Annotated in this window: 10 protein-coding genes; all 10 read left to right on the forward strand. The window is 62.4% G+C overall.

Annotated elements, in window-relative coordinates; genetic code table 11:
- Positions 1–9 precede the first annotated feature (9 nt).
- The 10 genes from FIV38_RS16455 to FIV38_RS16500 all read left to right on the forward strand — a co-directional run bounded on the left by FIV38_RS16455 (position 10) and on the right by FIV38_RS16500 (position 12,220).
- Positions 10–1,632 (forward strand): methyl-accepting chemotaxis protein, encoded by a 1,623-nt coding sequence (locus tag FIV38_RS16455; protein WP_092233910.1) that lies wholly within the window; start codon positions 10–12, stop codon positions 1,630–1,632.
- Complete coding sequence (locus FIV38_RS16460; protein WP_092233913.1) at positions 1,632–2,153, forward strand: chemotaxis protein CheW; 522 nt, start codon at positions 1,632–1,634, stop codon at positions 2,151–2,153. Before FIV38_RS16455 ends, FIV38_RS16460 begins: the two co-directional genes overlap by 1 nt.
- Positions 2,153–3,418, forward strand: a complete 1,266-nt coding sequence (locus FIV38_RS16465) for a CheR family methyltransferase (protein ID WP_092233916.1) — start codon at positions 2,153–2,155, stop codon at positions 3,416–3,418. The genes FIV38_RS16460 and FIV38_RS16465 overlap by 1 nt, the downstream gene beginning before the upstream one ends.
- A complete protein-coding gene (locus tag FIV38_RS16470; protein ID WP_029300185.1) occupies positions 3,415–4,113 on the forward strand; it encodes a chemotaxis protein CheW in 699 nt (232 codons plus the stop codon). The genes FIV38_RS16465 and FIV38_RS16470 overlap by 4 nt, the downstream gene beginning before the upstream one ends.
- Positions 4,110–6,407 carry a hybrid sensor histidine kinase/response regulator gene (locus FIV38_RS16475; protein WP_092233919.1) on the forward strand — a complete coding sequence of 766 codons (2,298 nt, stop codon included), beginning with the start codon at positions 4,110–4,112 and terminating at the stop codon, positions 6,405–6,407. The genes FIV38_RS16470 and FIV38_RS16475 overlap by 4 nt, the downstream gene beginning before the upstream one ends.
- Positions 6,404–7,414: a chemotaxis response regulator protein-glutamate methylesterase gene (cheB, locus tag FIV38_RS16480; RefSeq protein ID WP_029300181.1), complete on the forward strand. Its 1,011-nt coding sequence runs from the start codon at positions 6,404–6,406 to the stop codon at positions 7,412–7,414. Before FIV38_RS16475 ends, cheB begins: the two co-directional genes overlap by 4 nt.
- Positions 7,415–7,465: 51 nt before the next feature.
- Positions 7,466–8,467: a diguanylate cyclase domain-containing protein gene (locus FIV38_RS16485; RefSeq protein WP_092233922.1), complete on the forward strand. Its 1,002-nt coding sequence runs from the start codon at positions 7,466–7,468 to the stop codon at positions 8,465–8,467.
- A gap of 236 nt (positions 8,468–8,703) precedes the next feature.
- Positions 8,704–9,799, forward strand: a protein-coding gene (gene prfB / locus FIV38_RS16490) for a peptide chain release factor 2 (protein WP_104911704.1) whose coding sequence is annotated in 2 segments (ribosomal slippage) — positions 8,704–8,775 and positions 8,777–9,799 — 1,095 coding nt in all. Because the reading frame shifts where the segments join, the coding sequence is not laid out codon by codon here.
- Positions 9,800–9,892: 93 nt separating this feature from the next.
- Positions 9,893–11,395 carry a lysine--tRNA ligase gene (gene lysS / locus FIV38_RS16495; protein ID WP_029300176.1) on the forward strand — a complete coding sequence of 501 codons (1,503 nt, stop codon included), beginning with the start codon at positions 9,893–9,895 and terminating at the stop codon, positions 11,393–11,395.
- 108 nt (positions 11,396–11,503) lie between these two features.
- Positions 11,504–12,220 (forward strand): TetR/AcrR family transcriptional regulator, encoded by a 717-nt coding sequence (locus tag FIV38_RS16500; RefSeq protein WP_092233925.1) that lies wholly within the window; start codon positions 11,504–11,506, stop codon positions 12,218–12,220.
- Positions 12,221–12,279 lie beyond the last annotated feature (59 nt).

The raw sequence follows: 12,279 nt of genomic DNA on the forward strand, positions 1-12,279 counted from the left end.
GGAAATACTGTGAAGAACTGGACCTTGCGCCAACGCATATTGGCGAGCTTTGCGGTCATTATCGCCATCATGCTGCTGATGGTTGTGGTCTCGTATTCACGGTTGCTGAAGATCGAAACGAGTGAAAACTCGGTGCGCGACGACGCCGTGCCGGGGGTGTTTTTCAGCTCGATGATCCGCAGCGCCTGGGTCGACAGCTACCTGCAGACCCAGGAATTGATCGGTTTGCGCGAGCACCAGGGCATTTCCGATGCTGACCGGCAGGATTACAAGACGTTCGAGGCGCGCCTGGAGCAGCATATGGCCAGTTACGTCAAGACCATCAATATCGACCAGGATCGTACCGAGTTCGACACCTTCGAAACCCTGCACCAGAAGTACAACCAGGTGCTGGCCCAGGTGCTGGAACTGCACCAGGCCAACAAGGAGGCCGAGGCCGTCAAGATGTTCGACGAGCAACTGACCCCGGCCTGGACCGCAGGCCGTATGAAGCTCAACGACATCATCAACGAGAACAAAAAAGTTGCGGATGACGCCACCGCCGCCATCGATGACGCCGTGGCCGCGGCGAAAATCAGCATGGGCGTTTCGCTGCTCCTCGCGATCCTCGCCGCCGCCCTGTGCGGGCTGTTGCTGATGCGCGCGATCATGGCGCCGATGAAACGCATCGTCGATATCCTCGAAACCATGCGTACCGGCGATCTGAGCAAGCGCCTGAACCTGGACCGCAAGGACGAGTTCGGTGCCGTCGAGACCGGCTTCAACGACATGATGACCGAACTCACCGCCCTGGTCTCCCAGGCCCAGCGGTCGTCGGTACAGGTCACCACGTCGGTGACCGAGATTGCCGCCACCTCCAAGCAGCAACAGGCCACCGCCACTGAAACCGCCGCCACCACCACCGAAATCGGTGCCACTTCGCGGGAAATCGCGGCCACGTCCAAGGACCTGGTGCGCACCATGACCGAAGTGTCCACCGCTGCCGACCAGGCCTCGGTGGCCGCCGGCTCCGGCCAGCAAGGCCTGGCCCGCATGGAAGAAACCATGCACTCGGTGATGGGCGCCGCCGATCTGGTGAACGCCAAGCTGGCGATCCTCAATGAGAAGGCCGGCAACATCAACCAGGTGGTGGTGACGATCGTCAAGGTGGCCGACCAGACCAACCTGCTGTCCCTCAATGCCGCCATCGAGGCCGAGAAAGCCGGTGAGTACGGACGCGGCTTTGCCGTGGTGGCCACCGAAGTACGGCGCCTGGCAGACCAGACCGCCGTGGCCACCTACGATATCGAGCAGATGGTGCGCGAGATCCAGTCCGCCGTATCGGCTGGGGTAATGGGCATGGATAAGTTCTCCGAAGAAGTGCGTCGCGGCATGTTCGAAGTGCAGCAAGTGGGCGAGCAACTGTCGCAGATCATCCACCAGGTCCAGGCCTTGGCGCCGCGGGTGCTGATGGTCAACGAGGGCATGCAGGCCCAGGCCACGGGTGCCGAGCAGATCAACCATGCGCTGGTGCAGTTGGGCGACGCCAGCAGCCAGACCGTGGAGTCGCTGCGCCAGGCCAGCTTTGCCATTGATGAATTGAGCCAGGTTGCGGTGGGTTTGCGCAGCGGCGTGTCGCGTTTCAAAGTCTGATGAGTGATCCAGCGGCGAAACGCGGCGTGGCGGCGGCAGCCAAAAAAGCCTTGTTCCTGGTGTTTCATATCGGCAGCGAGCGCTACGCCCTCAAGGCCACGGAAGTGGCCGAGGTGTTGCCGCGCCTGCCGCTCAAGCCCATCGCCCATGCGCCGGTGTGGGTCGCCGGGATCTTTGCCCATCGCGGCAACATGGTGCCGGTGATCGACCTCAGCGCCCTGACCTTTGGTAAGCCGGCCCAGGCCCGCACCAGCACACGGCTGGTACTGGTCAACTATCGTCCAGAGGCTTGGCTGGAGTCGCGCTGGCTGGGGCTGATCCTCGAACAGGCGACTGACACCCTGCGCTGCGATCCGGCGGATTTCCAACCCTATGGCCTGGACAATCGCCAAGCGCCGTACCTGGGGCCGGTGCGCGAAGACGAGCAGGGCCTGACACAGTGGATCGGCGTCGCCGACCTGCTCACCGCCGAGGTCCGCGCCTTGCTGTTTGCCCCCGACCTGACTGCTGGGGAGGTGTAATGAGCAATGACCAACGCTTTTTCGACTTCCTCAAGGAGCGAATCGGCCTGGATGTCGCCTCGGTGGGCGAGGCGATTATCGAGCGCGCCGTGCGCCAGCGAAGCCAGGCGTTGCAGGGGCTGAGTGCCGATCAATACTGGCAGCGCCTGCAAACCAGCGGCGATGAACAACAGGCGCTGATCGAAGCGGTCATCGTCCCCGAGACCTGGTTTTTTCGTTATCCCGAATCCTTTGCCACCCTGGCGCGGCTAGCGGTGGCGCGGCTGGGCGAGATCAAGCACATGCGCGCCCTGCGCATCCTCAGCCTGCCGTGCTCCACCGGTGAAGAGCCTTATTCCATCGCCATGGCCCTGCTCGATGCGGGCCTTTCGCCTCACCAGTTCAAGGTGCAAGGCATGGACGTCAGCCCACTGTCGGTGGAGCGGGCGCGACGTGGGGTGTATGGCAAGAATTCCTTCCGTGGCCAGGACATCGAATTCCGTGAGCGGCATTTCAGCGCCGAAGAGGATGGCTACCGTGTCTGCGACCGGGTGCGTGAACAGGTGCGTCTGCAGGTGGGCAACCTGCTGGATCCGCAGCTGTTGGCCAACGAGCCCACCTATGATTTTGTGTTCTGCCGCAACCTGCTGATCTACTTCGACCAGCCGACCCAGAAGCAGGTATTTGAAGTGCTCAAGGGCCTGACCCATGTCGACGGCGTGCTGTTTATCGGCCCGGCCGAAGGCAGCCTGCTGGGACGCCTGGGCATGCGCTCGATTGGTGTGCCGCAGTCATTTGCCTTCAGCCGTCATGCCGAAGCGGTACCCGATCCGGTCTACATCCCTGTACCGCCTGCGGTGCCCCAGCGCAGCGCCGCGCCGATTCCGAGCAAGCCCCGACCCTTCAGCGCATTCGCGGCGCCGGTGGTGCCGATCAAGCCTGCGCCCGTGCACTCGGATGCGGCGCAGTTGCTCGGTCAGATCGCGACCCTGGCCAATGAAGGCAAAAGCCTTGAGGCCCGCGCTGCCTGCGAGCGTTACCTGCAAAACCATCCACCGGCGGCCCAGGTCTTTTACTGGCTGGGCCTGCTCAGTGACGTGGCGGGTAGCGCCCTCGAAGCCCAGGGGTATTATCGAAAAGCCTTGTACCTGGAACCCCAGCATCCGCAGGCCTTGATGCACCTGGCCGCGCTGCTCGAATCCCAGGGCGATACGGCGGGGGCGCGGCGCTTGCAAGCCCGTGCTGCCCGCAGCGAGCGAGCCGCTGACAGTGAGCGTAAACGATGAGTAGCTCTGCATCCCCGGATACCGACCTGGACCTGACGGTTGCCGATACCCAGGCTATCGATGATTGCTGGAACCGCATTGGGATCCATGGCGACAAGTCCTGCCCGTTGCTGGCCGAGCATATCCACTGCCGCAATTGCGCGGTGTATTCCGCAGCCGCCACCCGCCTGCTGGATCGTTATGCCTTGGCGCAGCAAGACCATCGTCATGCCGTCGCCGCGCAGGCCGATGATGAGGTCGCCACCCGTTCATTGCTAATGTTCCGCTTGGGCGAGGAGTGGCTGGGCATCGCCACCCGTTGCCTGGTGGAAGTGGCGCCCCTGCAGCCGATCCATTCCTTGCCCCACCAGCGCTCCCGGGCGCTGCTCGGGGTCGCCAATGTGCGCGGTGCGCTGGTGGCCTGCCTGTCCCTGGTGGAGCTGTTGGGGCTCGACAGCACCGCCGGCGGCCCCAGCGGTGGGCGGATCATGCCGCGCATGTTGATCATTGCCGCGCAGGATGGCCCGGTGGTGGTGCCGGTGGATGAAGTGGATGGCATCCACGCCATTGATGAGCGCACCCTCAAAGCGGCATCTGCCTCCGGCACCCAGGCCAGTGCCCGCTATACCCAGGGTGTGTTGCAGTTCAAAGGCCGCAGCCTGCGCTGGCTGGACGAGGCGCAACTGCTGTCTGCCGTGACCCGGAGCCTGTCATGACCCCCGACCAGATGCGCGACGCCTCGCTGCTGGAACTGTTCAGCCTGGAAGCCGATGCCCAGACCCAGGTGCTCAGCGCCGGCTTGCTGGCCCTGGAGCGCAACCCGACCCAGGCCGACCAGCTTGAAGCCTGCATGCGCGCGGCGCATTCGCTCAAGGGCGCGGCGCGGATTGTCGGGGTCGACGCCGGCGTCAGCGTTGCCCACGTGATGGAAGATTGCCTGGTCAGCGCCCAGGAAAGCCGCTTGTACCTGCAACCCGAACATATCGACGCGTTGTTGCAGGGCACTGACCTGCTGATGCGCATTGCCACACCGGGCAATACCGTGGGCCCGGCCGATATCGAGGGGTACGTGGCGCTGATGGAGCGCTTGCTGGACCCCTCGCAACCCACGGCCAAAGTGGTTGCACCGCCGCCTGTGCCGGAGCTGCTTGCGCCGCCGCTGCCGTCCCTTGAAGAATCGCTGCTGTTGCCCCCGGAACCAGAGGCCGCGCCGCCCCTGGGCAGTGAAGCGCCGCGCCAGAACAAGCGCATGACCGAAGGCGGCGAACGGGTCTTGCGGGTCACGGCCGAGCGCTTGAACAGCCTGTTGGACCTGTCCAGCAAGTCCCTGGTGGAAACCCAGCGACTCAAGCCGTACCTGTCCAGCCTGCAACGCCTCAAACGCATTCAAAGCAACGGCGCCCGGGCCCTGGACAACCTAGATGGCCAACTCAAGACCCTCGACCTGAGCCTTGAAGCCCAGGAAGCCCTGGGCGATGCCCGCCGCCTGCTGGGCGAAGCGCAGTTGCTGCTGGCAGAAAAGACCGCCGAGCTCGATGAATTCGGCTGGCAAGCCGGCCAGCGTGCCCAGGTGCTGTATGACACGGCGCTGGCGTGTCGCATGCGGCCGTTTGCCGATGTACTGGCGGGGCAGGTGCGCATGGTGCGTGACCTGGGCCGCAGCCTGGGCAAGCAGGTGCGTCTGGAAATCGAAGGCGAAAAGACCCAGGTGGACCGCGATGTCCTGGAAAAACTTGAAGCGCCGCTGACCCATTTGCTGCGCAATGCCGTCGATCACGGCATCGAAATGCCCGAGCAGCGCCTGCTGGCGGGCAAGCCGGCCGAGGGCCTGATCCGCCTGCGCGCCTCGCACCAGGCTGGCCTGCTGGTGCTGGAATTGAGCGATGACGGCAACGGCGTCGATCTGGAGCGCCTGCGCGCCAGTATTGTCGAGCGCAATCTGTCGCCGCTGGAAACGGCCTTGCGCCTGAGCGAAGAGGAATTGCTGACCTTCCTGTTCTTGCCGGGCTTCAGCCTGCGCGACAAGGTCACTGAGGTCTCCGGGCGCGGCGTTGGCCTGGACGCGGTGCAGCACATGGTCCGCCAATTGCGCGGCGCGGTGGTGCTGGAGCAGACGGCGGGGCAGGGCAGCCGCTTTCATCTGGAAGTGCCGTTGACCCTGTCGGTGGTGCGCAGCCTGGTGGTGGAAGTCGGCGAAGAAGCCTACGCCTTCCCCTTGGCCCATATCGAACGCATGTGCGACCTGGAACCCGACGAAATCGTGCAACTGGAAGGCCGCCAGCATTTCTGGCACGAGGGCCGGCATGTCGGCCTGGTCGCGGCCAGCCAGCTGTTGCAGCGCCCGCCGGGGCAGAGCAGCCAGGACACCCTCAAGGTTGTGGTGATCCGTGAGCGCGAAGCGGTGTACGGGATTGCCGTGGAACGCTTTATCGGCGAGCGCACCCTGGTGGTGTTGCCGCTGGATGATCGCCTGGGCAAGGTGCAGGACATTTCTGCCGGGGCGCTGCTCGATGACGGTTCGGTGGTGTTGATCGTCGATGTCGAGGACATGCTGCGCTCGGTGGACAAGTTGCTCAACACCGGCCGCCTGGAGCGCATTGCCCGACGCGCCCAGCAAACCGTCGAGGCTGCGCGCAAGCGCATCCTGGTGGTGGATGACTCACTCACCGTGCGCGAACTGCAGCGCAAGCTATTACTTAACCGTGGATATGACGTGGCGGTCGCCGTCGATGGTATGGATGGCTGGAATGCTCTGCGCTCCGAAGACTTCGACCTGCTGATCACTGACATTGATATGCCCCGCATGGACGGTATTGAATTGGTCACACTGTTGCGCCGTGACACTCGCCTGCAGTCGCTGCCGGTGATGGTGGTGTCTTACAAGGATCGCGAAGAAGACCGGCGTCGTGGCCTGGATGCCGGCGCCGACTATTACCTGGCCAAGGCCAGCTTCCATGATGACGCCCTGCTTGATGCGGTGGTGGAACTGATTGGAGGGGCGCGCGCATGAAGATCGCCATCGTCAATGACATGCCCCTGGCGGTCGAAGCATTGCGCCGGGCCTTGAGCCTCGAACCGGCCCATGAGGTGGTGTGGGTCGCCACTAACGGCCTGGAAGCCGTGCAGCGCTGCGCCGAGTTGACCCCGGACCTGATCCTGATGGACCTGATCATGCCGGTGATGGATGGGGTCGAGGCGACCCGGCAAATCATGGCCGAGACGCCATGCGCTATCGTTATCGTTACGGTGGATCGCCAGCAGAATGTCAGCCGCGTCTTCGAAGCCATGGGCCATGGCGCCCTGGATGTGGTGGACACCCCGGCGCTGGGGGTTGGCGATGCCAAGGAGGCGGCCGCGCCCTTGTTGCGCAAGATCCTCAATATTGGCTGGCTGATCGGCCAGCGCGGCAGCCGGGTGCGGGCGGAACCGGTGCCCGCACGGGGTACCGGCAAGCGCCAGAGCCTGGTGGCGATCGGCTCTTCGGCAGGCGGTCCGGCGGCGCTGGAAATCCTGCTCAAGGGCTTGCCTCGGGACTTTGCGGCAGCCATTGTGCTGGTGCAGCATGTGGACCAGGTATTCGCCGCCGGCATGGCCGAGTGGCTGAGCAGTGCCTCGGGCCTGCCGGTGCGCCTGGCGCGTGAGGGGGAGCCCCCGCAGAGTGGCGTGGTGTTGCTGGCCGGCACCAATCATCATATCCGGCTGCTGAAAAACGGCACGCTGGCCTACACGGCGGAGCCCGTGAACGAAATTTATCGGCCGTCCATCGACGTGTTTTTCGAGAGCGTCGCCAGCCATTGGAACGGCGATGCGGTCGGCGTCTTGCTGACCGGCATGGGACGCGACGGAGCCCAGGGACTCAAATTGATGCGTCAGCAGGGCTATCTGACCATCGCTCAGGATCAGCAGAGCTGTGCAGTTTACGGCATGCCCAAAGCGGCAGCGGCGATTGATGCCGCTGTTGAGATTCGCCCATTGGACAGAATTGCGCCACGATTGCTGGAGGTATTCGCAAAATGACCGATATGACTCGCTGTCCTGGCCTGCACGTAGTAACTCAGGTGACCGCAAATGAATGATTTACAGCTCGACGACTTCAAGACCGACGAAAACGCCGCCATGGTGTTGCTGGTGGACGACCAGGCGATGATCGGCGAAGCCGTGCGGCGCGGTCTGGCCCATGAGGACAATATCGACTTCCACTTTTGTGCCGACCCCCACCAGGCGATCTCCCAGGCGATCCGCATCAAGCCGACAGTGATCCTTCAGGACCTGGTCATGCCCGGGCTGGACGGCCTGACCCTGGTGCGCGAATACCGCAACCACCCGGCGACCCAGAACATTCCGATCATCGTGCTCTCCACCAAGGAAGACCCGCTGATCAAGAGCGCCGCGTTTGCCGCCGGGGCCAATGATTACCTGGTGAAACTGCCGGACAACATCGAGCTGGTGGCGCGTATCCGCTACCACTCGCGTTCCTACATGACCCTGCTGCAACGGGACGCGGCCTACCGTGCGCTGCGGGTCAGCCAGCAACAGTTGCTGGACACCAACCTGGTCCTGCAACGCTTGATGAACTCCGATGGCTTGACCGGGCTGTCCAACCGCCGGCATTTCGACGAGTACCTGGAACTGGAATGGCGGCGTGCCATGCGTGACCAGACCCAGCTGTCGTTGCTGATGATCGACGTGGATTTCTTCAAGACCTACAACGACAGCTTTGGCCACCTGGAAGGCGATGAAGCGTTGCGCAAGGTGGCGGCGACTATCCGCGATGCCAGCAGCCGTCCTTCGGACCTGCCGGCGCGCTACGGCGGCGAGGAGTTTGCCCTGGTGCTGCCCAATACTTCGCCGGGTGGAGCGCGGTTGGTGGCCGAGAAACTGCGCCAGGCCGTTGCCGCGCTGAAGATACCGCACATAGCCCCGGCCGATGGTGCAAGCCTGACCATCAGTATTGGCCTGGCGACCATGACGCCGCTGCTGGGCACCGATTGCCGGCAATTGATCTCGGCGGCGGACAAGGGGCTGTACCTGGCCAAGCATAACGGGCGCAACCAGGTGGGGATCGAATAACCGGCAGAACACCGCCAACCCAATGTGGGAGCTGGCTTGCCTGCGATGGCGTCGCCTCGGTCTACTTGATACACCGAGGCGTCTGCATCGCAGGCAAGCCAGCTCCTACATTTGCTCTTTATCGGCCTGTGGATATCACACAAACCCCGCCTTTTCGGCCAAGCGGACTGCCGTTTCCGGCCTTTTGCCGTTATACTCGCCGGCTTTCAAAAGTTCGCCAACGAGTGCTGCCCGCCATGGAAATCAACCCGATCCTTAACACCATCAAGGACCTGTCCGAGCGCTCCGAAACTATTCGGGGGTATCTTTGACTACGATCAAAAGCATGAGCGTCTGACCGAAGTCAATCGCGAGCTTGAAGATCCGGCTGTCTGGAACAAACCTGAATACGCCCAGGAACTGGGCCGCGAGCGCGCTGCGCTGGCGCAGATCGTCGACACCCTCGACGAATTGAACACCGGTCTGGGCGACTGCCGCGACCTGCTGGACATGGCCGTCGAAGAAAACGACGAAGGCGCAGTGGGCGATGTCGTCGCCGAGCTGGCCCGTCTCGAGGACAACCTCGCCAAACTCGAATTCCGCCGCATGTTCAGCCACGAAATGGACCCGAACAACGCCTACCTGGATATCCAGGCCGGTTCCGGCGGCACCGAAGCCCAGGACTGGGCCAACATCCTGCTGCGCATGTACCTGCGCTGGGCTGACAAACGCGGTTTCGAAGCAACCATCATGGAACTGTCCGCCGGTGAAGTCGCCGGTATCAAGGGCGCGACCGTGCATATCAAGGGTGAATACGCCTTTGGCTGGCTGCGGACCGAGATCGGCGTTCATCGCCTGGTGCGCAAGAGCCCGTTCGACTCCGGCAACCGTCGCCACACCTCGTTCTCTGCAGTGTTCGTCTCGCCAGAGATCGACGACAAAGTCGAAATCGAGATCAACCCGGCCGACCTGCGCATCGACACCTACCGCTCCTCCGGTGCCGGTGGTCAGCACGTAAACACCACCGACTCGGCCGTACGTATCACCCACGTACCGACCAACACCGTGGTCAGCTGCCAGAACGAACGTTCCCAGCACGCCAACAAGGACACCGCCATGAAAATGCTGCGGGCCAAGTTGTACGAGCAGGAGATGCAGAAGCGCAACGCTGCTTCCCAGGCGCTGGAAGACACCAAATCGGATATCGGCTGGGGTCACCAGATCCGTTCGTATGTGCTCGATGCGTCGCGGATCAAGGATCTGCGCACTAACATCGAACGCAGCGATTGCGACAAGGTGCTCGACGGCGATATCGACGAATACCTGGAAGCCAGCCTGAAGTCAGGCCTGTAATACGCTGACAAACCGCGATCCCTGTAGGAGCCGGCTTGCCGGCGATCCCCGGCCTACGCCTGGGACAACGAACCAGATGGAATATTTAAAGACATGAGCGACCAACAACTCGATCCGCAGGCCCTGCAACAGGAAGAAAACTCTCTGATCGCCCTGCGCAAGGAAAAGCTTGCTGCCGAGCGCGCCAAGGGTAACGCCTTCCCCAACGACTTCCGCCGCGAAAACTACTGCGATGCCTTGCAGAAGCAATACGCGGACAAGACCAAGGAAGAGCTGGCAGAAGCTGCGATTCCGGTCAAGGTTGCAGGTCGCATCATGCTCAACCGTGGCTCGTTCATGGTGATCCAGGACATGACCGGGCGCATCCAGGTCTACGTCAACCGCAAGACGCTCTCGGAAGAAACCCTGGCCTCGGTGAAAACCTGGGACATGGGCGACATCATTGCCGCCGAAGGCACCCTGGCCCGTTCGGGCAAGGGCGACCTCTACGTGGAAATGACCAACGTGCGCCTGCTGACCAAGTCGCTGCGCCCGCTGCCAGACAAGCACCACGGCCTGACCGACACCGAGCAGCGTTATCGCCAGCGCTACGTCGACCTGATCGTCAACGAAGAAGTGCGCCAGACTTTCCGTGTGCGTTCGCAAGTGATCGCGCACATCCGCAGCTTCCTGATGGCACGTGACTTCCTCGAAGTCGAGACGCCGATGCTGCAGACCATTCCGGGCGGCGCGGCAGCCAAGCCGTTCGAAACCCACCACAATGCCCTGGACATGGAAATGTTCTTGCGCATCGCCCCGGAGCTGTACCTCAAGCGCCTGGTGGTCGGTGGCTTTGAGAAAGTGTTCGAGATCAACCGCAACTTCCGCAACGAAGGTGTCTCGACCCGTCACAACCCAGAATTCACCATGTTGGAGTTCTACCAGGCGTACGCCGACTACGAAGACAACATGGACCTGACCGAAGAACTGTTCCGCGAGCTGGCGCAGCTTGTTCTCGGGACTACCGACGTGCCGTACGGCGACAAGGTATTCCACTTCGGCGAGCCGTTCGTGCGCCTGTCGGTGTTCGATTCGATCCTCAAGTACAACCCTGAGCTGACCGCTGACGACCTCAACGACATCGACAAGGCCCGTGCCATCGCCAAGAAAGCCGGGGCCAAGGTCCTGGGCTTCGAAGGCCTGGGCAAGCTGCAGGTGATGATTTTCGAAGAACTGGTGGAGCACAAGCTGGAACAGCCGCACTTCATTACCCAGTACCCGTTCGAAGTGTCGCCGCTGGCCCGTCGCAACGATGACAACCCGAACGTCACCGACCGTTTCGAGCTGTTCATCGGTGGTCGCGAAATCGCCAACGCCTACTCGGAGTTGAATGACGCCGAAGACCAGGCTGAGCGCTTCATGGCCCAGGTGGCTGACAAGGACGCCGGTGACGACGAAGCCATGCACTACGACGCCGACTTTGTTCGCGCGCTGGAGTACGGCATGCCGCCAACGGCTGGTGAAGGTATTGGTATCGACCGTCTGGTGATGCTGTTGACCAACTCACCGTCGATCCGCGATGTGATCTTGTTCCCGCATATGCGGCCACAAGCGTAGTCTTAGCGAATGCCGAAGCCGCCTTTTATAAGGCGGCTTTTTTGTGTGGCCTGTACTAACGTCAAGCGTACGGCGCCAGACTTTTGTTGAGTGAGAGGACGATCTTTCGTGAAGCGCGTAATGGCTCAAGAAGGCGCCGCTGGCATCGCTGCCGCCGTGGCAGAGAGTGTTCAGTACCAGGGCCGCAAGGCCAGCCGCCAGGGCAGCGAGCAGCGTCGCCAGGATATTCTCGACGCGGCCATGCGTATTGTCGTGCGCGATGGCGTGCGGGCCGTGCGCCATCGGGCGGTGGCGGCAGAGGCCGGTGTGCCGCTGTCGGCCACCACCTACTATTTCAAGGATATCGACGACCTGCTCACCGACACCTTTGCCCAGTATGTGGAGCGCAGTGCCGCGTTCATGGGCAAGTTGTGGGTGCGCAACGAAGGCTTGTTGCGAGAAATGGTGGCCTACGGAGATGGCAGTGCCGAGTCGCGCTCGCAACTGGCCGATGATATTGCGCGCCTGACCGCCGATTACGTCCTGCGCCAACTGCTTAACCGTCGCGAATACTTGATGGCCGAGCAGGCGTTTCGCCAGGAGGCCTTGTTGAACCCGCGCCTGGCCGAGCTGGTCCGTTCTCACCAGCAGATTTTGTTGCAGGGCACTTGCCAGTTTTTCCAGGTGCTGGGTTCCCGTGAGCCGCAACAGGATGCCAAAGTGTTGACGGCGATTATCAGTCGGATGGAATATCAGGGCCTGTTGTTTGAGCCCGAGGCGCTGACCGGTGAAGAAATGCTCGAGATTCTCAAACGTTACATGCACCTGGTCCTGGCCTCGGTCTGAGGTTTTAGCAGCACTATGGACCTGCCCATGTAGGAGCGAGCTTGCTCGCGAAGGGCGTT

Origin of the sequence: Pseudomonas proteolytica, from assembly GCF_007858275.1 — a bacterium.
GTDB classification, from domain to species: Bacteria; Pseudomonadota; Gammaproteobacteria; order Pseudomonadales; family Pseudomonadaceae; genus Aquipseudomonas; species Aquipseudomonas proteolytica.